Source organism: Vibrio gazogenes (assembly GCF_002196515.1).
GTDB lineage: Bacteria > Pseudomonadota > Gammaproteobacteria > Enterobacterales > Vibrionaceae > Vibrio > Vibrio gazogenes_A.
The window spans coordinates 1,140,553-1,166,892 of sequence record NZ_CP018835.1 but is presented as its reverse complement, the minus strand read 5'-3'; the positions used below and the strand labels follow the sequence as shown (position 1 = coordinate 1,166,892).

Annotated in this window: 21 protein-coding genes; 14 read left to right on the top strand and 7 right to left on the bottom strand. The window is 46.2% G+C overall.

Going from position 1 to position 26,340, the window contains the following annotated elements:
- Positions 1-53: 53 nt before the first annotated feature.
- From murD to lpxC, 8 genes are all read left to right on the top strand, one after another.
- Positions 54-1,373, top strand: a complete 1,320-nt coding sequence (gene murD / locus BSQ33_RS05295) for a UDP-N-acetylmuramoyl-L-alanine--D-glutamate ligase (protein WP_088133548.1) — start codon at positions 54-56, stop codon at positions 1,371-1,373.
- 42 nt (positions 1,374-1,415) lie between these two features.
- Entirely contained in the window at positions 1,416-2,585 is a 1,170-nt protein-coding gene (ftsW, locus tag BSQ33_RS05290; RefSeq protein WP_088133547.1) for a cell division protein FtsW, read from the top strand.
- Positions 2,572-3,636: an undecaprenyldiphospho-muramoylpentapeptide beta-N-acetylglucosaminyltransferase gene (gene murG, locus BSQ33_RS05285; protein WP_088133546.1), complete on the top strand. Its 1,065-nt coding sequence runs from the start codon at positions 2,572-2,574 to the stop codon at positions 3,634-3,636. Before ftsW ends, murG begins: the two co-directional genes overlap by 14 nt.
- Before the next feature lie 11 nt (positions 3,637-3,647).
- Positions 3,648-5,111, top strand: coding sequence for a UDP-N-acetylmuramate--L-alanine ligase (murC, locus tag BSQ33_RS05280; protein WP_088133545.1), 1,464 nt, complete (start codon positions 3,648-3,650; stop codon positions 5,109-5,111).
- A 183-nt stretch (positions 5,112-5,294) separates the two neighbouring features.
- Positions 5,295-6,089, top strand: a complete 795-nt coding sequence (locus BSQ33_RS05275; protein ID WP_088133544.1) for a cell division protein FtsQ/DivIB — start codon at positions 5,295-5,297, stop codon at positions 6,087-6,089.
- Positions 6,070-7,332: a cell division protein FtsA gene (gene ftsA / locus BSQ33_RS05270; RefSeq protein ID WP_088133543.1), complete on the top strand. Its 1,263-nt coding sequence runs from the start codon at positions 6,070-6,072 to the stop codon at positions 7,330-7,332. Before BSQ33_RS05275 ends, ftsA begins: the two co-directional genes overlap by 20 nt.
- 30 nt (positions 7,333-7,362) lie before the next feature.
- Positions 7,363-8,592, top strand: coding sequence for a cell division protein FtsZ (gene ftsZ / locus BSQ33_RS05265; protein ID WP_088133542.1), 1,230 nt, complete (start codon positions 7,363-7,365; stop codon positions 8,590-8,592).
- 94 nt (positions 8,593-8,686) lie between these two features.
- On the top strand, positions 8,687-9,604 hold the full coding sequence (lpxC, locus tag BSQ33_RS05260) for a UDP-3-O-acyl-N-acetylglucosamine deacetylase (RefSeq protein ID WP_088133541.1): 918 nt from the start codon (positions 8,687-8,689) through the stop codon (positions 9,602-9,604).
- A gap of 83 nt (positions 9,605-9,687) precedes the next feature.
- On the opposite strand, the gene BSQ33_RS05255 is transcribed toward lpxC, so the two are convergent.
- Positions 9,688-10,152, bottom strand: a complete 465-nt coding sequence (locus tag BSQ33_RS05255; protein WP_088133540.1) for a DUF721 domain-containing protein — start codon at positions 10,150-10,152, stop codon at positions 9,688-9,690.
- Between the two features lie 318 nt (positions 10,153-10,470).
- Between BSQ33_RS05255 and secA the strand changes: the two genes are divergently transcribed.
- From secA to BSQ33_RS05225, 6 genes are all read left to right on the top strand, one after another.
- Positions 10,471-13,191: a preprotein translocase subunit SecA gene (gene secA / locus BSQ33_RS05250; RefSeq protein WP_088133539.1), complete on the top strand. Its 2,721-nt coding sequence runs from the start codon at positions 10,471-10,473 to the stop codon at positions 13,189-13,191.
- 97 nt (positions 13,192-13,288) lie between these two features.
- A complete protein-coding gene (gene mutT / locus BSQ33_RS05245; protein ID WP_088133538.1) occupies positions 13,289-13,690 on the top strand; it encodes an 8-oxo-dGTP diphosphatase MutT in 402 nt (133 codons plus the stop codon).
- A gap of 153 nt (positions 13,691-13,843) precedes the next feature.
- The gene (gene dapB, locus BSQ33_RS05240; RefSeq protein ID WP_088133537.1) at positions 13,844-14,653 is read left to right on the top strand and encodes a 4-hydroxy-tetrahydrodipicolinate reductase; all 810 of its coding nucleotides are present in this window, start codon (positions 13,844-13,846) and stop codon (positions 14,651-14,653) included.
- Between the two features lie 482 nt (positions 14,654-15,135).
- Complete coding sequence (carA, locus tag BSQ33_RS05235; RefSeq protein WP_088133536.1) at positions 15,136-16,275, top strand: glutamine-hydrolyzing carbamoyl-phosphate synthase small subunit; 1,140 nt, start codon at positions 15,136-15,138, stop codon at positions 16,273-16,275.
- 17 nt (positions 16,276-16,292) lie between these two features.
- Positions 16,293-19,517, top strand: coding sequence for a carbamoyl-phosphate synthase large subunit (gene carB / locus BSQ33_RS05230; protein ID WP_088133535.1), 3,225 nt, complete (start codon positions 16,293-16,295; stop codon positions 19,515-19,517).
- Between the two features lie 191 nt (positions 19,518-19,708).
- Positions 19,709-20,491, top strand: a complete 783-nt coding sequence (locus BSQ33_RS05225) for a TSUP family transporter (RefSeq protein ID WP_088133534.1) — start codon at positions 19,709-19,711, stop codon at positions 20,489-20,491.
- On the opposite strand, the gene BSQ33_RS05220 is transcribed toward BSQ33_RS05225, so the two are convergent.
- From BSQ33_RS05220 to BSQ33_RS05195, 6 genes are all read right to left on the bottom strand, one after another.
- Positions 20,421-21,287, bottom strand: coding sequence for a LysR family transcriptional regulator (locus tag BSQ33_RS05220; protein WP_088133533.1), 867 nt, complete (start codon positions 21,285-21,287; stop codon positions 20,421-20,423). The two genes, BSQ33_RS05225 and BSQ33_RS05220, sit on opposite strands and share 71 nt — an antisense overlap.
- Before the next feature lie 173 nt (positions 21,288-21,460).
- Positions 21,461-22,072: a TRIC cation channel family protein gene (locus BSQ33_RS05215; RefSeq protein WP_088133532.1), complete on the bottom strand. Its 612-nt coding sequence runs from the start codon at positions 22,070-22,072 to the stop codon at positions 21,461-21,463.
- Positions 22,073-22,186: 114 nt separating this feature from the next.
- A complete protein-coding gene (gene btuF, locus BSQ33_RS05210) occupies positions 22,187-23,032 on the bottom strand; it encodes a vitamin B12 ABC transporter substrate-binding protein BtuF (RefSeq protein ID WP_088133531.1) in 846 nt (281 codons plus the stop codon).
- Between the two features lie 62 nt (positions 23,033-23,094).
- Positions 23,095-24,048, bottom strand: a complete 954-nt coding sequence (locus BSQ33_RS05205) for a cobalamin biosynthesis family protein (RefSeq protein ID WP_088133530.1) — start codon at positions 24,046-24,048, stop codon at positions 23,095-23,097.
- 20 nt (positions 24,049-24,068) lie between these two features.
- On the bottom strand, positions 24,069-24,770 hold the full coding sequence (mtnN, locus tag BSQ33_RS05200; protein ID WP_088133529.1) for a 5'-methylthioadenosine/S-adenosylhomocysteine nucleosidase: 702 nt from the start codon (positions 24,768-24,770) through the stop codon (positions 24,069-24,071).
- Positions 24,771-24,924: 154 nt separating this feature from the next.
- Positions 24,925-26,337: an FAD-dependent oxidoreductase gene (locus BSQ33_RS05195; RefSeq protein WP_088133528.1), complete on the bottom strand. Its 1,413-nt coding sequence runs from the start codon at positions 26,335-26,337 to the stop codon at positions 24,925-24,927.
- Between the last annotated feature and the right edge of the window lie 3 nt (positions 26,338-26,340).

The following is a 26,340-nucleotide window of genomic DNA, read 5'->3' as shown; positions in this document are numbered from 1 at the left end:
TCTGTTTATGTGTGTAACAGTTTAAGAATCGACTTGGAATGGCGTGGTATAAGATGAATGATTGGCAAGATGTAAAGAGTGTCGTTGTCGTTGGGTTGGGGATTACAGGCCTTTCGGTCGTGAAATATCTGGGTAGATATCATCCGAATCTCTCTGTCAGAGTCATCGATACTCGGGACAATCCACCTGGATTGAGTGAATTACCGGTTGGTGTTGAATGCCATCAAGGCGGCTGGCGCAGTGAATGGCTCGCGGTCGCCGATTTAGTTGTGATTAATCCCGGCATCGCATTATCGACACCAGAAATTCAACAGGTTATCAAAACGGGAACGGCCGTGGTTGGCGACATCGAGTTATTTGCCTGGCATATCGACAAACCTGTCATCGCCATTACCGGTTCTAATGGTAAAAGTACCGTCACGGATTTAACCGGAAAAATGGCTGCTGCGGCCGGTCTTCAGGTTGCTGTGGGTGGTAATATCGGCATACCGGCATTGGATTTGATTGATGAATCGGTTGATTTGTACGTTCTGGAGCTTTCCAGCTTTCAACTGGAGACAACGAGCCATCTCAAGCTGAAAGCCGCGGCATTTCTGAATTTGTCTGAAGATCATATGGACCGATATCAAGATCTTGAGGGATATCGACAAGCTAAGTTGCGGATCTTTGCTCATGCAGAAGCTGCCATCGTCAATCATGATGACCCATGCACATTTCCTGATACATTTTCAGGTGCGGTTGCCACGTTTTCCATCTCACAAGCGGCTGATTTTTCACTTCAATATATTGATGAGTGTGAATATTTGGTAGCGAATGGACGTCCGGTCATTGGCTGTGAGCAACTCAAATTAGTCGGACGACATAATCTGGCTAATGTTTTAACTGTATTCGCGTTATTGCAACACGCCGGTATTTCGTATGAAAAAGGCCTTGATGTACTCAAGTCTTACACTGGATTGACACATCGTTGCCAGGTTGTTGAAGATAATCATGGGATTCAATGGGTCAATGATTCTAAAGCGACGAATGTTGCCAGTACATTGGCAGCGCTCTCAGGTTTGACTTTAAAAGGCACACTGTATTTATTGGTCGGTGGTGTCGGTAAAGGGGCTGATTTCTCGCCGCTAGCACCGGCTCTGGATTCACTGAATGTTCGGCTGTGTTGTTTTGGCCGTGATGGTCAGCAGTTTATGCCGTTGCACCCTGCAGCGAAACAGTACGAAACGATGGCTGATGTGATTGCCGATATCGCACCTCAGTTGTTACAAGGCGATATCGTGATGCTTTCACCTGCCTGTGCCAGCTTTGATCAGTTTAAGAATTTTATGGCAAGAGGCGATGCTTTTGTCGATTTAGCGCACCAGTACGCATAGTGTAGGTTGATTGTGTCACTTGTATCGAAAGCAACCGCCAGAATGATTCGATGGCTGAAGACCCCAAGTCCTCAGGTGTTGTTTGATCGGCAATTAGTATGGATCGCACTGGGACTCATGTTAATCGGTTTGGTGATGGTGACTTCGGCATCATTTCCTGTGAGTTCACGGCTGACCGATCAACCGTTTCATTTTATGTTTCGTCAGGCGACCTTTTTAGCATTGGCTCTGGTTGTCTCTGCTGTTGTGTTGCAAGTGCCATTATATCGTTGGTTTCAGTACAGCTCCTTGTTATTAGCGCTCTCATTTGCACTGTTAGTGATTGTCCTGATTGCCGGTAAATCGGTGAATGGTGCATCTCGCTGGATTCCTTTGGGGCTGTTTAACCTACAACCGGCAGAAGTTGCAAAACTAACGCTATTTATTTTTATGTCTGGTTATCTGGTCAGGAAGCATGATGAAGTCCGGCAAACCTTTTTTGGCGGGTTCATGAAACCGATTATGGTGTTCTCATGTCTGGCCATTTTGTTATTGCTTCAGCCAGACCTTGGTACGGTCATTGTGATGTTGGTGACTTTATTCGGTATGTTGTTTATTGCCGGTGCAAAGTTGTCTCAGTTTATTGCGTTGATGATTGCCGGGGTGATGTCAGTGATCGGACTGATCATTGCTGAACCGTACCGTATTCGCCGGGTTACATCGTTTCTCGACCCATGGGAAGACCCTTTCGGTAGTGGTTATCAGTTGACGCAATCACTGATGGCTTTCGGCCGTGGTGGCTGGTTTGGTCAGGGACTTGGCAATTCGATTCAAAAATTGGAGTATTTACCTGAGGCGCATACCGATTTCGTTTTTGCCGTCTTAGCCGAGGAGCTTGGATTTGTCGGGGTTGTTCTGGTCTTAATGTTACTGATGTGGCTCGTGATGAAAGCCGTTTTTATCGGTAAAAAGGCATTTGAACATGAGCAACAGTTTGGGGGCTATCTTGCTTTCGGGATTGGTATCTGGTTTGCCTTCCAGACACTGGTTAATGTCGGCGCGGCAGCGGGGATTGTTCCGACCAAAGGGTTAACGTTGCCACTTATCAGTTATGGTGGTTCGAGCTTAATTGTAATGTCTGTTGCGGTTTCAATTTTATTGAGAATTGATTTTGAATGCCGACTTGCGGATGTGGAAAAAGAAGTTGTAAAAAACGCAGATGAACAAGAATAAACGTTTAATGGTCATGGCCGGTGGTACGGGCGGACATGTTTTCCCCGGGCTTGCTGTTGCCAAAGCACTACAAGCGCAAGGATGGGAAATTCGTTGGTTGGGAACCGCTGATCGAATGGAAGCGGAATTGGTGCCTAAGCATCAGATTGAGATTGATTTTATTCAAGTCAAAGGATTGCGGGGGCAAGGCATTTTGCGCTTATTGAAAGCGCCATTTCAAATCATCAACGCAATTTTTCAGGCCAGAGCTTATATCAAACAATGGCAACCAGATGCAGTGTTAGGCATGGGCGGCTATGTGAGCGGCCCCGGAGGCGTTGCCGCATGGCTGTTGGGGATTCCGGTCGTATTACATGAACAGAATGCGGTTGCAGGTTTAACCAATCGTTGGCTTGCGCGTATTGCCCGACGTGTTTTTCAGGCTTTCCCCGGTGCATTTCCGAATGCAGATGTCGTCGGTAATCCAGTGCGTACGGACGTGGCACAACTGGCGGAGCCAATACAGAGAATGAAAGATCGCGATGGTCCCATTCGTATCTTGGTGATGGGCGGGAGCCAAGGGGCTCGAATCTTGAATCAGACGATGCCTGATGCGATGGCATTGTTGGCGAATCATCCGGTTGAAGTTCGTCATCAGGCTGGGAAGGGGAATCAATCGTCTGTTGAGCAGCTGTATCGTCAACAACACATTGAGCATGTTTGTGTGACAGAATTTATTGATGATGTGGCCGAAGCTTATGCGTGGGCTGATCTGCTGATTTGTCGGTCTGGCGCGTTAACGGTTTCTGAAATTGCAGCTGCCGGTGTCGGGGCCATTTTTGTTCCCTTCATGCACAAAGATCGCCAACAAGCCCTGAATGCTGATCATTTGGTTGCAGCCGATGCTGCGATAATGATCGAGCAACCACAGCTAAGTGCGCAGAAAATGGCTGATGTCATTGCTCAACTTGATCGCAGCCGATTGCTCGATATGGCTGCGAAAGCCAGACAACTGGCGCAACCGGATGCCGATAAGATCGTTGCGAATGCGATCATCTCTTTAACTGAATAATGGAAAGTTTCATGACAATGACCTATACACCTGACGTAGCCCAGCTTAGAACAATCATTCCTGAAATGCGTCGGGTGAAGAGCATTCATTTTGTCGGGATTGGTGGCGCTGGTATGAGTGGGATCGCCGAGGTTCTGTTGAATGAAGGTTATCAGATCACCGGGTCTGATATTGCGGCCAATGCGATCACCGATAATTTAGAAGCGAAAGGGGCGATCATTCATATTGGTCATCACGCAGAAAATGTTGAGAAAGCGAGTGTTGTCGTTGTTTCGACTGCCATTGATATGAATAACCCTGAACTCATCGAAGCCAGAGAAAGACGTGTACCGATTGTGCGTCGGGCTGAAATGTTGGCTGAACTGATGCGTTTCCGTCATGGGATTGCTGTCGCGGGAACACATGGAAAAACCACGACGACTGCTTTAGTGACACAAATCTATTTTGAAGCTGGCTTAGATCCGACGTTCGTCAATGGTGGGTTAGTCAAAAGTGCAGGTACAAATGCCCGGTTGGGGAGTAGTCGGATCCTAATCGCTGAAGCGGATGAAAGTGATGCCTCTTTCTTACACCTTCAGCCGATGGTCAGTATTGTGACCAATATTGAAGCGGATCATATGGACACTTATCAAGGTGATTTTGAAACCTTGAAGCGGACGTTTGTCGAGTTTTTACATAATTTGCCTTTTTATGGTCAGGCGATCCTCTGCATTGATGATCCTGTTGTCCGAGAACTGATTCCCCAATTGAGTCGTCATGTCGTCACATATGGTTTTTCACAGGATGCTGACGTCCGTATCGAGAATTATCAGCAGCGTGGTCAACAAGGTCAATTTACTGTGGTTCGCAAAGATCGTCCTGATTTATCGATTACTTTGAATATCCCCGGGCGTCATAATGCAATGAATGCAGCGGCAGCAATTGCTGTTGCGACTGAGGATGACATTGGTGATGAAGCGATTTTGAAAGCGATGGCAAGTACTCAGGGAACGGGGCGCCGCTTTGATCACTTAGGTGTATTCGACTCTGGTCGCGGCAAGGTCATGCTGGTTGATGATTATGGTCATCATCCGACAGAAGTTGATGTGACGATTCAGGCAGCCAGAAGTGGTTGGGCGGAAAAACGGTTAGTGATGATTTTTCAACCGCATCGCTATAGTCGCACCCGAGATTTATATGATGACTTTGCCAATGTACTAGAGCAGGTTGATGTGTTGATTATGTTGGATGTTTATCCGGCAGGAGAAAAGCCGATTGCTGGTGCTGATGGGCGTTCATTATGTCGTACGATTCGGGGCCGTGGCAAAATAGACCCAATATTTGTTCCTGACAGTCAAACATTACCGAGTATTCTCGCCAATGTATTACAAGATGGTGACTTGGTGCTGACGCAAGGTGCTGGTGATATTGGCAAAGTAGCGAGACAATTAGCCTCATTGCAGTTGAACGTTGATAAAATGCAACAAGTAGGATAAAAAACTAATATTTATCTGTTTCAAATAGTGTGGAAGTTGGCATCAGAGCTAAATTTCTGTTTTTCTTTATTTGATACTTTGAGCGAGCTCAGTATAATCCGAAAGTTATAGTGAATGTTTTGCCACAATTGTAATTCGAAAGCAGGATGTACCCAATCAATTGATGGCTGATGGTGAACTTGAATGAAGCAAATATTAATGAGAAGCCATCAGTTGTCACTGTCACCATGGCTCAGAGAACGAGTCTGGGGTGGGATTTTTCTGTTCTCGGTGACTTTCTTTATCGGATTGTTACTTTATTCTACGTTAAGTTGGATGTGGGATGAAGACCGATTGCCTCTGTCCCGAATCATTTTGCAGGGACAGATGAAATATGTCACGGCACATGATGTCCAGCAGGCGTTTGCCTCGCTAGAGCACGTCGGAACATTTATGTCTCAGGATGTGGATCAGTTACAACGTAGTGTTCAAATGATTCCATGGGTCGAACATGCGTCGATTCGTAAACAATGGCCTGATACGATTAAAGTGTTTCTGACTGAACACCAAGTTCAGGCGATATGGAATGGTCAGTCTCTTTTAGACGAACATGGTGTTGTGTTTGATGGCGATTTAGGGCTTGTGCAAGGGGAACATGTCAAATTATACGGCCCGGAAAATTCGTCGGTTGAAGTGCTTGATATGTGGCGCAAATATAATCCTGAGTTTCAAAAATTAGGATTGAATATTTCCTCTCTATTGCTCAATGAGCGAAGAGCCTGGCAGATAATACTGGATAACGGTATTCGCCTTGAGCTGGGGAAAGAATCAATCAAGGAGCGAATCATGAGGTTCGTTGCACTTTATCGTTATTTTGGTCAAAAAGCTGAAAAAATAAGCTATATTGACCTCAGATATGATACCGGAGCTGCTGTCGGGTGGTTTTCGGAACAAGAGTTAGAGCAAGAGAATACAACGGATGACAAAAATGACCGATGACAACATAATTGTAGGTCTCGATGTTGGCACGGCAACTGTTTCTGCTTTGGTCGGAGAAATATTGCCTGATGGGCAGATTAATATCATCGGCGCAGGGACAAGCCCATCCAGAGGAATGGATAAGGGTGGTGTGAATGATTTGGAATCGGTTGTAAAGTCTGTTCAGCGGGCGATCGACCAAGCTGAACTGATGGCAGAATGTCAGATTAACAATGTGTTCTTATCAATTTCTGGTAAACATATTGCGAGTCGGATTGAAAAGGGAATGGGAACTATTTCTGAGGAAGAAGTTTCTCAGGAAGATATGGACCGAGCTATTCATACGGCGAAATCAATTAAGATCGGCGATGAGCAGCGAATTCTGCACGTGATTCCCCAAGAGTTTACGATCGATTACCAAGAAGGAATTAAAAATCCACTTGGTTTATCCGGTGTGCGCATGGAAGTCAGTGTGCATCTTATATCCTGTCATAATGATATGGCCAGAAATATCATTAAGGCTGTTGAGCGATGTGGGTTGAAAGTTGAACAGCTGGTCTATTCAGGGCTAGCAGCCAGCAACGCTGTGATCACTGAAGACGAGCGAGAGCTCGGTGTCTGTGTGGTCGATATCGGTGCTGGGACGATGGATATTGCAATCTGGACCGGCGGAGCACTGCGTCATACGGAAGTTTTCTCGTATGCCGGTAATGCTGTGACCAGTGATATTGCATTTGCATTCGGGACGCCAGTCAGCGATGCTGAAGAGATAAAAGTAAAATATGGATGTGCATTGAGCGAGTTAGTCAGTAAAGATGACACGGTAAATGTACCCAGTGTTGGAGGCCGTCCTTCGCGTAGTTTGCAGCGTCAAACCTTGTCGGAAGTGATAGAGCCTCGCTACACTGAATTAATGGGACTGGTTCACCAGACCATCGACACTGTGCAGGAAAAGTTACGATCCGAAGGGATCAAACATCATTTAGCTGCCGGAGTCGTTCTAACGGGTGGTGCTGCTCAGATTGAAGGACTGGTCGAATGTGCGGAACGAGTTTTCCGCAATCAGGTTCGTGTAGGAAAACCACTTGAAGTGAGTGGACTCACGGACTACGTAAAAGAGCCGTATCATTCTACGGCTGTTGGTTTACTTCATTATGCAAGGGATAGTCAAATAAGTGACGAGACAGAATATAGCGAACCTAAACGCCAATCGATGTCCGGGCTATTTGGTCGTTTGCGTAATTGGATACAGAAAGAGTTTTAACCTGAGTTGCAGGAAAAACGGAGATAACACATGTTTGAACCGATGATGGAAATGTCTGACGATGCTGTAATTAAAGTCGTTGGAGTTGGTGGCGGCGGCGGTAACGCTGTAGAACACATGGTGCGTGAATCCATCGAAGGCGTGGAATTCATCAGTGTTAACACAGATGCACAGGCACTTCGTAAGACCAGTGTAAGTGCTGTCATTCAAATTGGTGGAGATATCACCAAAGGGTTAGGTGCTGGTGCAAATCCTCAAGTAGGGCGTGATGCTGCGCTTGAAGATAAAGAAAAAATTAAAGAATACCTAACGGGTGCCGATATGGTGTTTATCGCAGCTGGTATGGGTGGTGGAACCGGTACTGGAGCAGCACCAGTCATTGCTGAAGTCGCAAAAGAACTGGGCGTGTTAACGGTTGCTGTGGTCACCAAGCCGTTTAGCTTTGAAGGAAAGAAACGACTCGCCTTTGCAGAGCAAGGTATCGAAGAGTTATCAAAACATGTTGACTCTTTGATTACGATTCCGAATGAGAAGCTGCTTAAGGTCTTGGGACGCGGTATCACGTTACTTGAAGCCTTTGCCAGTGCGAACGACGTATTGAAGAATGCAGTTCAGGGGATTGCTGAATTGATTACCCGCCCCGGCATGATCAACGTGGACTTTGCAGATGTGAGAACCGTCATGTCTGAAATGGGACATGCAATGATGGGGAGTGGTGTCGCGAAAGGTGAAGATCGGGCAGAAGAAGCCGCTGAAATGGCTATCTCCAGTCCGCTGTTGGAAGATATCGACCTTGCTGGCGCTCGTGGTGTACTGGTTAATATTACCGCTGGTCTTGATATGCGTTTGGATGAGTTTGAGACGGTTGGTAATACGGTGAAAGCATTTGCATCGGATAACGCAACGGTTGTTATCGGTACCTCGCTTGACCCGGATATGGCTGATGAAATTCGTGTGACGGTTGTTGCAACAGGTATCGGCAATGAGAAAAAACCGGATATCACGCTTGTTGCTGGTGGCAAAGCAAATGCTCAGGCAGCGAACACTCAACAGCAAACCACATCACCACAACAAAGCTGTGTTCCTCACGTTGCTGCAAAGACGGAAGAAAAAGTGGCACCGAAATTGCAAGGTGATATTGAGTCAAAATCTCAGCCTTCATCGGCAAATTCTCAAGGCGCTGGTCAGAGTACAGCACCGAAAGAGAAAGAAAGTGGTTATCTCGATATTCCGGCTTTTTTACGTCGTCAGGCTGATTGATTTATCATAATTTGACACCGCTCACAATTGTGATATTATTTGCGGCTAATAAGTATTTGGCCGTGTTTTGTAGCACTGACATTGAGGCAAGCAGATGATCAGACAACGTACGTTGAAAGAGATAGTGAAAACAACTGGGGTGGGACTTCACTCTGGTCGAAAAGTCACGTTAACTCTTCGCCCTGCCGCTGCAAACACCGGTATCATTTATCGCCGGACCGATGTAACGCCGCCTGTTGATTTTCCGGCAAACCCAGAAGATGTACGTGACACAATGTTGTGTACAGCTCTTGTGAATGACGAAGGTGTACGTATTTCTACCGTAGAGCATTTGAATGCTGCTCTTGCTGGGATGGGAATCGATAATGCAGTGGTTGAAGTCGATGCGCCGGAAATTCCGATTATGGACGGCAGTGCCAGCCCCTTTGTATTTCTTTTACAGCAAGCTGGGATTGAAGTTCAGAATGCGGCGAAGCGATTCATTCGGGTGAAAAAGCCTGTCCGTTTTGAAGACGGTGATAAATGGGCTGAACTCGTGCCTTATCAAGGTTTTCGGATGGATTTTGAGATCGACTTTAACCATCCCGCAATTGAATCTGATGAGCAGCGACTATTATTCGACTTCTCATCTCAATCGTTTATTCGAGATATTTCTCGGGCGAGAACATTCGGTTTCATGCGTGATATCGAATATTTACAGTCACAGAATCTTTGTTTAGGTGGTAGTTTCGATTGTGCAATCGTTCTGGATGATTATCGAATTCTAAATGAAGACGGACTTCGTTTTGCGAATGAATTTGTCACACATAAAGTGTTGGATGCCATTGGCGATCTATACATGTGTGGTCATTCTATCGTCGGTGAATTTAGAGCCTACAAATCAGGACACGGTCTGAATAATCAATTGCTACGTGCACTCCTAGCAGACCAAGAAGCATGGGAATGGGCGACGTTTGGTGAAGACGTTGGTTCTCCGGTTGCTTTTGCTGATCCGAGCACAGTATTGGCTTAATTGACTACCTTTTTCGTAAAAAACCAGACTCCGTGTCTGGTTTTTTTGCATCAGGCTGTCGTTTATATATGAGAGCGGCGGACTTACTCGTTTTTCTTGTTGGCAAGACAGGCAATATTTTCCAGTCTTTTTTTCACTTTCGGTGACGCATGATCCGCGATGCATTTGAGCAAATCTGCTGTTTGAGACGAAATAATTCGTGGATTTTTAGGTGCTTTCTCTTCATCTGAAGATGATTTGATTCGATAAATAGACGGATTGATCACCACTTCGAGACTAATCAGGTGGGCAAATCCCTGACTGCGTAATTGACTCAAAATTTGTAAGCGTTCATAGTCCACCTTCATCTTGATTGCCGCACTGGCCACCTCTAATACTAGATGACTACGGCGAAGATTTGCCACACGGACATAAGGCTGAGAACCCCTTGGCAGTAGTGGTAAAATAATCTGACTGAGCTGATTGATTGACTCAGCATGTTTCTGAATTTCTTTCAGCTTTGAATGGCTGATTAATTCATTCGTCGCAGTCGGGCGGTGGTTTCTCATTATGGGATCCAGTTTGCATCACTTTCGCTGTTCTATTCTATCTCAAATTACTCGTCAATGGCGTGTCTGGTGTTTCTTTCTTCGTTTGATGCATGATTTTAAGTATTGCAATCAAACAAATCGTTGGTGATATTGGTGATCAGACTAAAAATTCCTTACACTATATCCTTCTTAAAAGGATTGCCTTGAAAAACCATCGATAAGCCTCAATATCGGATAGACATGATTTATCTCAGTACACTTAGTTGATGACTGGTAGAGACTGATGGAACAAGAATAGATCTCAAATGATCTAAGCACAGAGAGATTCGGATAAAAATGATAACTAAGCTACTGACTAAGGTTATTGGTAGCCGCAATGACAGAACATTGCGACGCCTGAGAAAAATTGTTAAAGAAATCAATAATTATGAACCTACTTATGAAGCGTTCTCTGACGAAGATTTAAAAGCAAAAACGATTGAATTTCGGGAGCGCTTGGCTCAGGGAGAAACACTTGACCAACTCCTTCCTGAAGCGTTTGCAACGGTTCGCGAAGCATCGAAACGCGTGTTCGGCATGCGCCATTTTGATGTTCAGTTGATTGGTGGGATGGTGCTTAATGGTGGACAAATCGCCGAAATGCGTACGGGTGAAGGGAAAACGCTGACAGCGACTCTGGCTGCTTACCTAAACGCTTTACCGGGGCATGGTGTCCATGTGGTCACCGTGAACGATTATCTTGCTAAACGGGATGCAGAAACCAATCGGCCGCTGTTTGAATTTTTGGGTATGACCGTTGGTGTCAACGTCCCCGGAATGATGCCTCAAGAGAAGCAAGAAGCTTATCAGGCCGATATTATTTATGGGACAAACAATGAGTTCGGCTTCGATTACTTACGCGATAATATGGCGTTTCGTAAAGAAGACCGTGTTCAGAGAGCTCGCTTTTTTGCGATAGTCGATGAGGTGGACTCCATCCTGATTGATGAAGCCAGAACACCATTGATTATTTCCGGTCCTGCTGAAGACAGTTCTGAATTGTACACCCGCATTAATACTTTGATTCCTTCGCTGAAAAGGCAAGAAAAGGAAGATTCGGAAGAGTATCGTGGCGATGAGCACTACACCGTTGATGAAAAAGTGAAACAGGTCTACCTGACAGAAACCGGGCAAGAATATGTCGAGGAACTGTTGGTGAAAAATGGCCTGATGAATGAAGGAGATACCCTATACTCTCCGGCGAATATCAGTTTGCTCCATCACGTGAATGCAGCGCTTAGAGCGCATGTTTTGTTTGAGAAAGATGTTGATTATATCGTTTCAAACGAAGGTGAAGTGATCATTGTCGATGAGCATACAGGGCGGACAATGCCTGGTCGTCGCTGGTCTGATGGTTTGCATCAGGCCGTTGAAGCTAAAGAAGGGGTGAAAATCCAAAATGAGAACCAAACATTAGCTTCTATCACCTTCCAGAACTACTTCCGTCTCTATGACAAACTGTCAGGCATGACAGGCACGGCCGATACAGAAGCATTCGAATTCCAGACTATTTATGGTTTGGAGACGGTGGTTATCCCAACCAATAAACCGATGATTCGTGATGATATGGCGGACGTCGTTTATCGGACTGAAACCGAAAAATTTGCAGCGATCATTGAAGATATTAAAGAGCGGGTACAAAAAGGGCAGCCCATCCTTGTCGGAACAATTTCTATTGAGAAATCCGAACTTCTGTCTCAGGCGCTGAAGAAAGCCAAAGTCAAACACAATGTATTGAATGCTAAGTTTCACGAAAAAGAGGCTGAAATTGTTGCTGAAGCGGGTAAACCTGGTTCTGTTACGATTGCAACCAATATGGCTGGTCGCGGGACGGATATCGTTTTAGGTGGGAGTTGGCAGTCAAAAGTTGAGGCTCTGGATAATCCGACTCAAGAACAGATTGATCAAATTAAAGCGGAATGGCAAAAAGTACATGAGCAGGTACTTGAAGCCGGTGGTTTGCATATTATCGGTACCGAGCGGCATGAATCCCGCCGGATCGATAACCAGTTGAGAGGCCGCTCTGGTCGTCAAGGGGATGCAGGTTCATCACGTTTCTATCTTTCAATGGAAGATGCACTACTGAGAATCTTTACTTCGGATCGAATGGCTGGCCTGATTCAAAGTGGGATGGATGAAGGTGAAGCGATTGAAAGTAAACTGCTGTCTCGCTCTATAGAAAAAGCACAACGTAAGGTCGAAGGACGCAACTTCGATATTCGTAAGCAGTTGCTGGAATATGATGATGTTGCCAATGATCAGCGTAAGGTCGTTTATGAACTCCGTGATGAGTTGATGGAAGCAGAAGATATTCAGGAGATGCTTGAGCAGAACCGTTTCGATGTTTTCAGTGCTGTCATTGACGAATACATTCCACCGCAGTCTCTGGAAGATATGTGGGATATTCAGGGATTGCAAAATCGCCTGAAGCATGATTTTGATCTGAATTTGCCGATTCAGGAGTGGCTGGATGAAGATGATAAGCTGTATGAAGAAGTACTTCGTGAGCGTATCATTGCCGAAGCTGTCAAAGTCTATAAAGAGAAAGAAACATTAGTTGGCGTAGAAGTGCTGCGTAATTTTGAAAAATCCGTCATGTTACAAACACTGGATACATTATGGAAAGAACATCTGGCAGCGATGGATCATCTACGGCAGGGGATTCATTTACGTGGATATGCGCAAAAGAACCCTAAGCAGGAATATAAACGCGAGTCGTTTGAATTGTTTGAAGGGCTGCTGGATTCTCTGAAGTCTGATGTGATTACAATTCTGTCAAAAGTTCGGGTGCAACAACCTGAAGAAGTTGATGAGATGGAAGCACGTCGTCAGGCACAAGTCGAAGAGGCGGCTCGCCATGCGCAAGCACAACATGCTGCGAGCGATACCTTGCAAGGCGACGAAGCACAAGAAGGCCATCAGCCGTTGGTTCGTGAAGAGAAAAAAGTTGGACGTAATGAGCCTTGTCCATGTGGCAGCGGCAAAAAATACAAGCAGTGCCATGGACGTATTGCATAAAAATTCAACATAATTCAAGAGCCGCTGATGAAGCGGCTCTTTTTTTGCCAAGCAATTATCGTTAGACTCGATGGATAACAGCGTGTCAGAGGAAAGTATGAAAAGAACACATATTGTTGCTGCGATCATTTTCAATCAGGATCAATCTCAAGTTTATATTACCAAACGGCCTGCTCATCTGCATAAAGGCGGATTTTGGGAGTTTCCTGGTGGTAAAGTTGAGAGTGGAGAATCGATTGAAGTGGCGATTCACCGTGAGTTAGATGAAGAGATCGGCATTGACGTTGTTGCCCAACACCCATATCAACATCTGACTCATGACTATCCGGACAAGTCACTGGTATTTGATTTTATTTCGGTAACGGATTTTATCGGCACACCTTATGGCAAAGAAGGTCAGGAAGGACAATGGGTATCTATTGCGGCGTTGACTGACTATGAGTTTCCTGAAGCGAATCAGCCTATCGTTGAACAACTCATTGATGAATTTACCCGTTGAGTCGAGTTGACGTCAATGTTGTGATATTCGGTCATGAAGCGAGAACAAGCCTAGCCACATGGATTGAATGTTGTTAGTTTAGATAAATAACCAATATATGAAATACGGATGGAATGATTCGATTCGTATCTGAGCAGAATGGAGAAGTTAGCAATGGTTAAAATTGCAATAGCAGGTGCTGCTGGCCGCATGGGGCGTAACCTCGTCAAAGCTACACATCATCATGATTTGGCAACTGTCGGAGTGGGTTCTGAGCGTCCGGAATCATCACTGGTGGGCGTTGATATCGGAGAGCTATGTGGTGAGGGACACTTTGGTGTCACATTGGTTGATAATCTGGAAAGTGCAATTGATCAATTTGAAGTCATTGTTGACTTCACATCACCTGTGAGCACTTTGGCAAATATCGCGTTATGTAAAAAGCACGGTAAAAGTATTGTCATTGGTACAACTGGATTTTCTGATTCTGAAATTGCACAAATTCATCAGGCTGCACAAGAGATTCCGGTTGTCATGGCACCTAACTATAGTGTTGGCGTGAATTTGGTATTCAAACTCCTGGAAAAAGCCGCCAAGGTAATGGGGAGTTACTGTGATATCGAAATCGTTGAAGCTCACCATCGTCACAAAGTCGATGCACCGTCCGGGACTGCTTTAGGGATGGGAGAAGCGATTGCTCATGCCATGGGGAATGAACTGAAAGATGTCGCTGTCTATGCCAGAGAAGGGATTACGGGTGAAAGACGCCGGGAAGAAATTGGCTTCGCGACGATTCGGGCCGGAGATATTGTTGGGGAGCACACGGCGATGTTTGCTGATCTGGGGGAGCGTGTTGAAATTTCACATAAAGCTTCTGACCGGATGACTTTTGCTAATGGTGCGGTGAAAGCTGCGATCTGGTTATCAGATAAACCTGCTGGCTTTTATACGATGACTGATGTCCTTTCACTGAATCAACTTTAAATACATAATTATGCGCTGGATGTCTCCGGCGCATTCGATTTTTCTCAAATTATAAATTTTACTTTGGCCTCTCTATCAGCTGAATGTGTGACTTTTTTATTTTATATAATAAAAGATATGAGGTTTTATTTGTATTAAAGGTAAGAAAAGTTATCTTTTGCTCCTTCCGTTATCGATTGCGTTGGTTTGTTTATTTTTTTGTGAGTTATTTTTCTACATTTCTCCTTTTTTTGACTTATGTCTCCCTTTTGTCGTTTGATTATGCATATTTAATGTGTCTTTTTACTCTGTTCATTTTGTTTTTTTATATAACACGGTAAAAAAACATATTTGATAAATTTTGAATATTGACACAAATCACACATATCTATAAAATGCGTCTAATTTGTCCGAAATACACTATGGTTCTAACCTATAGTGACTAAGGAAGGCAAATTTGCAGTTTAATCTAAATTTTTTGCATTTTTATTCTGGAGGTTGTCTTGAGCAAGTCAGCACTGTTAGTCCTAGAAGATGGGACAGTGTTCCACGGACTGTCCATTGGCGCAGATGGCGTCTCCGTTGGTGAAGTCGTTTTTAATACCTCGATGACGGGGTACCAAGAAATCCTCACTGATCCTTCCTACTCCCAACAAATTGTCACACTGACTTATCCCCACATTGGTAATACTGGTACCAACTCAGAAGATGAAGAATCCTCCGACATTCATGCCCAAGGACTCATCATTCGTGATTTGCCATTGATTGCGTCGAACTTCAGAAGTGAGCAAAGTCTATCTGAGTATTTGAAGAGCCGAAATATCGTCGGTATTGCGGACATCGATACACGAAAATTGACTCGGATCCTACGTGAAAAAGGTGCTCAAAGCGGTTGTATTATGGCCGGTGATAATTTAGATGAGTCACTTGCTTTAGCAAAAGCGAAAGAGTTTCCCGGCCTGAAAGGTATGGATTTGGCGAAAGTCGTGACGACCAAAGAAGCTTATGAGTGGACTCAAGGATCTTGGTCTTTGGCAAGTGGGCTCCCGCAAGCTAAAAATCAAAGTGAGCTTCCTTATCATGTTGTTGCATACGATTTTGGTGCCAAGAGAAATATTCTGCGGATGTTGGTTGACCGCGGATGCCGTCTGACCGTCGTTCCGGCAGAAACACCAGCGGAAAAGGTTTTAGCGATGAATCCTGATGGGATTTTCTTGTCGAATGGGCCGGGGGATCCGGAACCTTGTACATACGCCATTGAAGCGACGCAAACCTTTTTGGAAAAAGAGATTCCTCTCTTTGGTATCTGTTTGGGACATCAAATTCTCGCACTGGCATCCGGTGCAAAAACGATCAAAATGAAGTTTGGTCATCATGGTGCGAACCATCCGGTCAAAGATATTGAGCGGGATGTCGTAATGATTACCTCGCAAAACCACGGCTTTGCTGCGGATGAAACCAGTTTGCCGGCAACGCTGAAAGCGACCCACAAATCATTATTTGACGGTTCTCTTCAGGGCATTCATCGTACTGATAAACCAGCGTTTAGTTTCCAAGGGCATCCTGAAGCGAGCCCCGGGCCACATGATGCAGCGCCTCTATTTGATCACTTTATTGAACTTATCCAACAAAACCGTGCTTAATTCGGAGCGAGTAGACGATGCCAAAACGTAGTGACATACAAAGTATTCTAATCTTAGGTGCGGGCCCGATTGTAATCGGCCAAGCCTGTGAGTTTGACTACTCCGGAGCACAAGCATGTAAGGCTCTGAGAGAAGAAGGTTATCGGGTTATTCTGGTCAACTCGAATCCGGCAACAATTATGACCGATCCTGAGATGGCTGATGCAACCTATATCGAGCCGATTCAGTGGGAAGTTGTCCGTAAAATTATTGAAAAAGAACGTCCTGATGCAGTGCTGCCGACAATGGGTGGTCAGACGGCATTGAACTGTGCGCTTGAGCTGGATCGTCAAGGGGTTCTGGCTGAGTTCGGTGTTGAAATGATCGGCGCTACTGCCGATGCGATTGACAAAGCAGAAGACCGTTCTCGTTTCGATGCTGCGATGAAATCGATTGGTCTGGAATGCCCCCGGGCCGATACGGCAAAGAGCATGGACGAAGCGTATCAAGTTCTCGAGAAAGTCGGCTTTCCATGTATTATCCGTCCTTCGTTTACGATGGGTGGCACCGGTGGCGGTATCGCTTATAACAAAGAAGAGTTCGAAGAAATCTGTCACCGTGGACTCGATCTTTCTCCAACCAATGAGCTCCTGATTGATGAGTCGCTGATTGGCTGGAAAGAGTATGAAATGGAAGTGGTTCGGGATAAGAGCGACAACTGTATCATCGTCTGTTCAATTGAAAACTTTGATCCGATGGGGATTCATACCGGAGATTCAATTACGGTTGCTCCGGCGCAGACACTCACAGATAAAGAATACCAGCTGATGAGAAATGCCTCTTTAGCGGTATTACGTGAAATTGGTGTTGAAACCGGTGGGTCGAATGTGCAATTCGGTATCAATCCTGAAGATGGCCGGATGGTCATCATTGAAATGAACCCACGGGTTTCTCGTTCTTCAGCACTGGCATCGAAAGCGACGGGTTTCCCGATAGCGAAGATTGCTGCGAAGCTTGCGGTTGGTTTCACGCTTGATGAGTTGATGAATGATATTACCGGAGGGGCGACACCTGCATCGTTCGAACCGACGATCGACTATGTTGTCACCAAGATTCCACGCTTTAACTTTGAAAAATTTGCTGGCGCCAATGCGAAGCTTACCACTCAGATGAAATCTGTTGGTGAAGTGATGGCAATCGGGCGTAACCAACAAGAGTCTTTGCAAAAAGCACTGAGAGGGCTTGAAGTCGGTGCCGATGGCTTGGATGAAATGGTTGATCTGGCATCTCCGGAAGCACTGACGAAGATTCGTCATGAACTGAAAGAAGCCGGTGCAGAGCGGATCTGGTATATCGGTGATGCTTTCCGTGCCGGTATGTCTGTTGACGCAATCTTTAACCTGACCGGTATTGACCGCTGGTTCCTGGTGCAGATTGAAGAGTTAATTTTGCTGGAAGCCGAGATTAAAACCAATGGCTTTGCCGGATTGACCCAAGATGTACTCCGCCGTATGAAGCGTAAAGGCTTTGCCGATGCGCGTTTATCGACACTGGTTGGGGTTTCTGAACATGAAATCCGTCGTCTGCGCGATCAGTTCGACATCCATCCGGTTTATAAGCGTGTCGATACGTGTGCCGCGGAATTTGCGTCTTCAACCGCTTATATGTACTCCTCATATGATGAAGAGTGTGAAGCTTATCCAACGGATAACAAGAAAATCATGGTCTTGGGCGGTGGTCCGAACCGTATTGGTCAAGGGATTGAATTCGACTACTGCTGTGTTCATGCCTCCTTGGCATTACGGGAAGACGGATATGAAACCATCATGGTTAACTGTAACCCTGAAACGGTTTCAACCGACTACGACACCTCGGATCGTCTCTACTTTGAGCCGGTGACACTGGAAGATGTCTTAGCGATTGCCCGTGTTGAGAAACCTACGGGTGTCATCGTTCAGTATGGTGGTCAAACACCGCTGAAACTGGCTCGTGCTTTAGAAGCGGCCGGTGTACCGATTATCGGTACCAGTCCTGATGCGATTGACCGTGCTGAAGACCGAGAGCGTTTCCAACATGCTGTTGAGCGTTTAGGTCTCAAGCAACCGGAAAATGCGACGGTTACAGCCCTTGAACAGGCCGTCGATAAAGCGAGAGAAATTGGTTACCCATTGGTTGTTCGTCCATCTTATGTTCTCGGTGGCCGTGCGATGGAAATTGTTTATGATGAAGCAGATTTGCGTCGTTATTTCAATGAAGCGGTCAGTGTGTCCAATGAGTCTCCTGTCTTGCTGGATCATTTCCTTGATGATGCTGTTGAGGTCGATATTGACGCGATCTGCGATGGTGAACGTGTCGTTATCGGTGGCATCATGGAACATATTGAACAGGCTGGGGTTCACTCCGGTGATTCAGCATGTTCACTGCCAGCCTATACACTGAGTCAGGACATCCAGAATGTGATGCGTGAGCAGGTTGAAAAGCTGGCTTTTGAACTGGGTGTACGTGGACTGATGAATACGCAGTTTGCGGTCAAAAACAACGAAGTTTATCTCATCGAGGTAAACCCACGTGCTGCGCGGACAGTACCGTTTGTGTCTAAAGCGACCGGTGCGCCATTGGCAAAAATTGCTGCGCGGGTGATGGCTGGACAGAGTCTGGAACAACAAGGCTTTACCCAAGAAATCATTCCCCCGTATTACTCGGTGAAAGAAGTGGTATTGCCATTTAACAAGTTCCCGGGTGTTGATCCATTACTTGGCCCTGAGATGCGCTCAACCGGAGAAGTGATGGGTGTCGGACGCACATTTGCCGAAGCTTTTGCAAAAGCAGAGTTAGCATGTGGCTGTGTTTACCCTGAAGGTGGACGAGCACTGATTTCTGTGCGCGAAAGTGATAAGCAGCGTGCGGTTGCTTTGGCCGAGAAGTTGATTCAATTAGGTTATCAGTTGGATGCGACACATGGTACTGCAGTGGTTCTTGGTGAAGCCGGGATTAATCCTCGTTTGGTGAACAAGGTTCATGAAGGTCGACCTCATATTCTTGACCGCATCAAGAACAATGAATATACCTACATTATCAATACCGCTTCTGGGCGTCAGGCCATTGAAGATTCAAAAGTTCTCCGCCGCGGTGCGTTGGCTGAGAAAGTGAATTATGCAACAACCCTGAACGCTGCATTTGCGACTGCGATGGGGCATACGGCTGACCCGAAAGCTTCGGTCATTTCTGTACAAGAAATGCATGAGCAGGTCAGACATGCTTAATCCATCACACATCCGTTATTCAGTGTGATTAAAACCCGGGGTTTTGCCCCGGGTTTTTTGATCGCGACATATTTATCTGTGCATCAGACGCAATGATGAATATATGGAATAGGATGCTGTCCGTGTTTTCACTATATCTGTTTATTTTTAAATGGTAATTTTGAACCTTATCTAATCGCTTAAGGAATTATATGGAAATTTCACTCGATATTCTGGCGTTGCTTTTTGTGGCTGCGTCACTGGCTGGATGCATTGATGCGATTGCCGGTGGTGGTGGTTTGATTACACTTCCGGTGTTAATGGCTACGGGGATATCTCCTGCACAAGCGATTGCAACCAATAAACTACAAAGTTCGTTCGGTAGCTTTTCTTCTACATTTTACTTCGTTCGTCATGGTTTGGTTTCGCTCCGACAAATGTGGTTGGCCATCGTTTGTACCTTTACCGGTGCCGCCATTGGTGCTGAATTAGTACAGATTCTTGATGCTGATTTATTGACTAGCCTGATTCCCGGTTTATTGATTGCGATTTCACTGTATTTTTTACTGGCTCCCCAGGCCAAAGCTGAGACGAATAAACAAGCGGTTTTATCCGATGGATTATTTGCTTTGTTGGTCGGAACAAGTATCGGGTTCTATGACGGCTTCTTTGGCCCGGGCACCGGCGCGATCTTTGCCGTTTGTTTTGTTGTGATTGGCCGATTATCGATTATTGAAGCGACAGCACGTGCGAAAGTGCTGAATTTTACATCGAATATTGCAGCGTTGATTTTCTTTCTGGCAGCAGGACTACCGATATGGGAAATTGGATTGGTCATGGCTGTCGGGCAGTTTCTCGGTGCGAGAGTCGGTGCTCGTATCGTCATGAATAAAGGTCAAAAATGGATTCGTCCCTTGGTGATTCTCATGTCTCTATCGATGGCTCTGAAGTTACTTTGGGAACAGCATCAACAATGGCTGCTATCAATGTTCTGATCCGTGGGGCGCGGTAGGTCATCGTTCTCAAGCAGAGATGGATCGGTCGGAATAACGGCTGAAGCTCGTCAAAGCTGAAACAGCAATGGGGAGCTATCGACAGGGCGTGTACGATAGAAAGTGGGATTAAAGCGGGTGCAACCCCCTTTAATGCCAGTTGTGCTGCGGCTGTGTATGAATCCATTTCCATGATGGGGGTAATCGCGAGATGATCCAGCGCAGATGCCTGATAAGTGTTGGCACTATTAGACAGGTCATTGGTGATAATTTGTTGGGGGAGTTGTTGTAACGGTGTCTGATTGACAATAAAAAATGGTTCATTGTAGAGATGAAATGTTTGCAGGCCATGATTACCGGGCAGATAACCGGCACAAAGTCCAAGTGTTGCTTTGCCAGACTGGACATGTTCGACGATTCTGGGGGTGTGGTTCGTGGTGATGGTTATGTTGTGGTCATGACGGAAATATTCTCCCATCACATGACTGAGTAAGCCCGCGACCAGGGTTTCTGAGCAATCAAACCGGATCAGAGTATGGTCTTCCAGCGCCTGTTGTTCAAAGATTAATCCGCTTAATTCGTGAAAACTCGGACCAACGCGTTCAATTAATGCTTGAGCGTCCGCTGTCAGTTTGATATGCCGGCCGTCAGGAACCACCAGTTTTTTCCCCAGCCGATTTTCTAAATTGGCGATGCGCTTGCTGACAGCAGATTGACTGATATACAGCACGCTGCCAGTCCGGCTCATGGTTTTTTCTTTGCTGAGAATTAAGAGCGTTTCAATACCTTCAAGCAACATGGTTTTCAAAAATTTGTCAAAGAGAGCATTCGTTTACTTTAGCGAATGCTCTCTTTGATTGCGATAAGGAATGCCTGATTGGGAAAGATTATGTGTAACAAACAGAAACATAACTGGTGGATTCTAACACTTTCAATTCATTACAAAAATATTATCAATTTATAACAAAAACATTATCGATTAATCGCAAAAACAGGCAGTGATAAATGCCAGCGGATTGCGCCAAGACGAATAATCAGGGTAGAGAGGAATCCGGATAAGAATGCTGTCTTGTGGTCGTAGCCCATTTGCAGTGCTGTGGTATGGAAAATACCGCCGACGATACAGGCGGTCGCATACACTTCGCTGCGCAGCACCATTGGTATTTCCCGAGCAAGAATATCCCGAACGATACCGCCACCACACCCAGTCAATACACCCATAATAATTGCGACCAGCGCCGAGTCATGATAAAGCATGGATTTATCGACACCTATACCCACAAATACCGATAGTCCTATCGCATCACAAACTGGTAGCACCCACCAAGAGAGGCGCTTGGGGCGACGGACGATGAGCATCGTCAGGAAGCTGGTGGCGAGAATGACCCAAAGGTAAGTGGTATCGGTAATCCAGAATACAGGGGTGGCTCCCAAAGCGATATCGCGCATCGTTCCACCGCCAATCGCGGTAACACTGGCAAGGACGACAACACCGAATGGATCCATTTTTAACCGGCCAGCTAACAGCACACCGGAAATGGCAAATACGATTGTTCCGAATAAATCAATCAGATAAAGAAACATACGTTGAGGGGTTCCACAATATTATTTGAGCACAGAGAGAAAATAGGGCGCATTGTACGGGAAAATAGTGTTAACCGATAGTTTTATAACCCGACTGTTTCATCACCTGACTTGTCAATGGCTCAAGTCGGAGGGATTTCTTCTGGCCTCATCGAAGTAATTACAAATCTCTTCAATTGCCCGAATGGTTCTGGGGGTAGGGCGATTGAGCCAGTCTGAATTGAGTGTCCAGACATGATGCAAGCGAACGGCTGGAATACGGGGCCAGTCTGCCCACATATTGAGGTTTTCGACCGCATGACGGGAATTGAAAATAACGTCAGGCTGTGCCAGTAAGACTTGCTCTCGGCTGACTTGCGGGTAGGGCGCCGGACTCTTTTCAAATACATTTTCTCCGCCACAAAACGCAAATACTTCACTGGGCCAGTGATCTTGCGCGATGGTGATTATCGGTTTTTCACTGAGCTGGTAGAAGAAGCGAACTTTATTGACATGTTGATACCGTTGTTTGAGGGCCGCTAGCTTCTGGCGAAATTGCTGCGCATTTTTTCGTCCAATTTGAGGATTATCTGCATATTGGCTGAGCAATTCGATGTTATCTGCAATATCGGCCAGTCGATGAATTTGAGAGGGAAAGGTTCGGATTCCCATCTGTTTTAATTTCTGTATCTCCCGGGGTGGATTGCCATCCGGCCAGATGATCACCAAATCTGGTTTGAGGCTGAGAATTTTCTCAATTTTGATGCCCTTGTAGTTCGCAACTTTTGGTAAGTTTTTCACTTGAGGTGGGTAGTCGCTGTAATCACTCACGGCAATGATTTTGTTACCCAGACCAGCAGCATAGGCGAGTTCGGTGGCATGAGGTGCAAGGGTAATAATGCGCTGAACCGGTGTCGCTGCCGCGGTGACCCCTGAGATTAAAAGCAGCAACGCGAACAAATAAAGTCGGTGAATCAACATGAGGCAACCTTGTGATTGAGAGGATTTACGGATACGTTTTTATGAACAGAGCTATTTATTATTCAGAGCAGTTGTGTCGCAATCAATATCAGCAGACTTTCGACACCGATCCAGATATAAGTGCGTTGATTGAGGAGGCGCTGGACCTGGGACAGATGTAAGACCGAAGGAACAACCCGCCCCCCGAGTTTTGCCCGGACACTCTTTTTTCCCTCATAAATGGCTGGTCCGCCGAGTGAAAGGTTGAGTTTATGCCCGACCGAACATAAGAGCCAGCCAGTCGTTCGGGACGGCCAGATACAACTTTGCTGGCGAGTCTGAGCCCAAGTGGACGACAAACTTTGCCCCATCATGAGTAACAGTGCAAAGATACGGGCCGGGAGCCATTCACACCAAATGTTGAGACGGCTTGCTGCCAGACCAAAAGGATAGTTGGCCGGCACAGATGGTGACCAGACACGGCTCAGTTCAACAATCAGACGATACATGAATGCCCCGATGCCTCCCAGTAAACCATACCAGAACAGAACCGTGATGACCTGACGGGCTTGACCGACAATCAGTAACTCAGCACTTGCTTTGCCTAATCCAACCACTGACAAGGTATCTGTCTGACGATTCAGCCGTTCTGCGAGTAACTGGCGGGCTTGGGGTTTATCCTGTACCGCCAGCGCCTGAAACAGCGGCTTACTCAAGGTCGTTAACCCTCGCCAGTCGAGGGCCAGAATCAATAACAACAGATGATAGAGCTCCGGTTGCCAGACCAATGGTTCCAGTGCGACCAGCACCATCAGAGCCGGAATGAGCATCAAAAATGTGGCTAATGTGCCGGACAGTGTCCGCTGTGCATAGCTGCCCTGTGTATTCACCTTGTCTGCCAGAATTTCTGCAAACTTGTGCCACAGCAGAGCCGGATGAGCGGCTCTTGGTAAAGGCAGGATCAGATGAATCAGCAGCGCTCCCCACATGATGAAGAGCGCGCTTTGTGTTTGCAGTAATTCTTGAATATGGCTCATGAGCGGCGAATACGACTCGATTATGCCTGACGCAGACGTTCTAGCATCTTCAGTACCATTTCTGAAGAACTTGCAGCGGCGAGCGGTAAGAACTCATCAAATGACATTGGTGATTCTTTGTCAGCGACATCAGAGATTGCCCTGACAACCACAAACGGTGTTTTGAACTGATGGCATGTCTGAGCTATCGCAGAAGCTTCCATCTCGACCGCAACTGCTTGTGGGAAGTTTTGGCGGATAAATGCCTGTCTTTCTGGTTGGCAGACAAAGGTATCACCGGTACAAATCAGACCATGGACCGCATGTTTGTCTCCCAATTGTGCGAGTGCATCTTCTGCCAGTTGAATTAATTTTTCATCGGCTTGGAATGCTGCCGGTTGACCAGCCATCTGACCGATTTCATAACCGAAAGCCGTCACATCAGCATCATGGTGTCTGACTTCAGTTGAAATGACGACATCCCCCATGGTCAGTGATGGATCAAAACCACCGGCTGAACCTGTATTGATAACGACATCGGGTTTGTAGAGTTCTAACAACAAAGCGGTGCCGACTGCTGCTGCAACTTTACCGATACCTGACTGGAGCAATACCACATCCAAGTTATTGATTTGACCAGAATAATAGGTACAGCCACCTTTTTTTTCTTCTTGCAGATTCTGGATTGACGATTTGAGAATCGCAACTTCTTGCTCCATTGCGCCAATGATGCCAATTTTCATATCAAGTCTCTTTTCTTTATTCAGATTAGCGCTGAGTTTAGCATGATTTTTTGGGATTCAACTAGTTATCCGAGCCGGAATCCGGCGCAAAAAAATCCCGGTACTGAAGTCAGTGCCGGGATGATTTGAGTGACTCGCTTGTCTGTCGGTGAAATCAGACGTCCAAGTAGTCGAGGATACCATTGGCAGCTTTACGGCCTTCGTCAATGGCCGTTACAACCAGATCGGAACCGCGAACCGCATCGCCACCGGCGAAGATTTTTTCATTGGTGGTCTGATAAGGGTACTGACCATCATCCGGTGCTTTGAGACGACCCCATTGATCAACTTCGACGCCAAAAGGCTCAAGCCAAGGCATGGCATGAGGCTGGAAGCCAAATGCCATAATGACTGCATCGGCAGCGAGTACATGTTCACTGTCAGGAACAGGTTCAGGACGACGACGTCCGGCTTCATCCGGCTCACCCAGCGCTGTTTTGACAACTTTGACACCCGTAACCTGACCACGACTATCGACTTCGATACCGAGCGGTTGCAGGTTAAACATGAATTCGACGCCTTCTTCTCTGGCATTTTTAACTTCCCGGCGTGAGCCCGGCATGTTCTCTTCATCGCGTCGGTAGGCACAGATAACATGGGTTGCCTGTTGACGAATAGAGGTTCGGACACAGTCCATGGCGGTATCGCCGCCACCGAGGACGACCACTTTTTTTCCGGCCATATCAATGAAGGGTTGTGAATCTTCCAACTGCATGACCCGATAGGTATTGGACACCAAGAATGGCAAAGCATCGTACACGCCGCTGGCATCTTCATTGTCCAGTCCGGCCCGCATATTTTTATAGGTGCCGACACCGAGGAACACCGCATCGTATTCATCGATCAACGATTGAAGCTCGACATCTTTACCAACCTCGGTATTCAAACGGAATTCAACACCCATTTCGGTAAAGATACGACGTCGGTTTTGCATCACTTCTTTTTCCAGCTTGAATGAAGGAATTCCGAAAGTGAGCAGCCCGCCGATTTCCGGGTAGCGATCAAAGACAACCGCTTTGACACCGTTTCTGACCAACACATCCGCTGCTGCTAAACCTGCGGGACCGGCACCGATAATCGCTACCTTTTTGTCTGTCCATTCGACTTGGGAAAGGTCAGGTTTCCAGCCCATTTCGAAGGCTTTATCGGTAATGTATTTTTCAACATTACCGATGGTGACAGCACCGAAATCTTCGTTCAGAGTACAAGAACCTTCACACAGACGGTCTTGGGGACAAACGCGGCCACACACTTCCGGCAGGCTATTGGTTTGATGTGAAAGTTCCGCAGCTTCGATAATCCGCCCCTCATTGGCCAGTTTTAGCCACTGAGGGATGTAATTATGGACCGGACATTTCCATTCACAATAGGGGTTACCGCAGTCAAGACAGCGATCTGCCTGAGCGGTTGCCTGTTGGCGGGTAAATGGTTCATAGATTTCAACGAATTCTATTTTGCGGATATTGAGCGGCTTTTTGGCCGGATCGACTCGATTGACATCAATGAACTGATAAACGTTCTGGCTCATTAT

Excerpts from the sequence above, each read along its gene's own strand:
- ftsZ (WP_088133542.1), top strand. The coding sequence starts at position 7,363 with ATGTTTGAACCGATGATGGAAATGTCTGACGATGCTGTAATTAAAGTC.
- secA (WP_088133539.1), top strand. The coding sequence starts at position 10,471 with ATGATAACTAAGCTACTGACTAAGGTTATTGGTAGCCGCAATGACAGA.
- lpxC (WP_088133541.1), top strand. The coding sequence starts at position 8,687 with ATGATCAGACAACGTACGTTGAAAGAGATAGTGAAAACAACTGGGGTG.
- murD (WP_088133548.1), top strand. The coding sequence starts at position 54 with ATGAATGATTGGCAAGATGTAAAGAGTGTCGTTGTCGTTGGGTTGGGG.
- BSQ33_RS05195 (WP_088133528.1), bottom strand. The coding sequence starts at position 26,337 with ATGAGCCAGAACGTTTATCAGTTCATTGATGTCAATCGAGTCGATCCG.
- BSQ33_RS05215 (WP_088133532.1), bottom strand. The coding sequence starts at position 22,072 with ATGTTTCTTTATCTGATTGATTTATTCGGAACAATCGTATTTGCCATT.
- carB (WP_088133535.1), top strand. The coding sequence starts at position 16,293 with ATGCCAAAACGTAGTGACATACAAAGTATTCTAATCTTAGGTGCGGGC.
- dapB (WP_088133537.1), top strand. The coding sequence starts at position 13,844 with ATGGTTAAAATTGCAATAGCAGGTGCTGCTGGCCGCATGGGGCGTAAC.
- BSQ33_RS05220 (WP_088133533.1), bottom strand. The coding sequence starts at position 21,287 with ATGTTGCTTGAAGGTATTGAAACGCTCTTAATTCTCAGCAAAGAAAAA.
- BSQ33_RS05205 (WP_088133530.1), bottom strand. The coding sequence starts at position 24,048 with ATGAGCCATATTCAAGAATTACTGCAAACACAAAGCGCGCTCTTCATC.
- BSQ33_RS05255 (WP_088133540.1), bottom strand. The coding sequence starts at position 10,152 with ATGAGAAACCACCGCCCGACTGCGACGAATGAATTAATCAGCCATTCA.
- ftsW (WP_088133547.1), top strand. The coding sequence starts at position 1,416 with ATGATTCGATGGCTGAAGACCCCAAGTCCTCAGGTGTTGTTTGATCGG.
- murG (WP_088133546.1), top strand. The coding sequence starts at position 2,572 with ATGAACAAGAATAAACGTTTAATGGTCATGGCCGGTGGTACGGGCGGA.
- BSQ33_RS05275 (WP_088133544.1), top strand. The coding sequence starts at position 5,295 with ATGAAGCAAATATTAATGAGAAGCCATCAGTTGTCACTGTCACCATGG.
- murC (WP_088133545.1), top strand. The coding sequence starts at position 3,648 with ATGACAATGACCTATACACCTGACGTAGCCCAGCTTAGAACAATCATT.
- BSQ33_RS05225 (WP_088133534.1), top strand. The coding sequence starts at position 19,709 with ATGGAAATTTCACTCGATATTCTGGCGTTGCTTTTTGTGGCTGCGTCA.
- mtnN (WP_088133529.1), bottom strand. The coding sequence starts at position 24,770 with ATGAAAATTGGCATCATTGGCGCAATGGAGCAAGAAGTTGCGATTCTC.
- ftsA (WP_088133543.1), top strand. The coding sequence starts at position 6,070 with ATGACAAAAATGACCGATGACAACATAATTGTAGGTCTCGATGTTGGC.
- btuF (WP_088133531.1), bottom strand. The coding sequence starts at position 23,032 with ATGTTGATTCACCGACTTTATTTGTTCGCGTTGCTGCTTTTAATCTCA.
- mutT (WP_088133538.1), top strand. The coding sequence starts at position 13,289 with ATGAAAAGAACACATATTGTTGCTGCGATCATTTTCAATCAGGATCAA.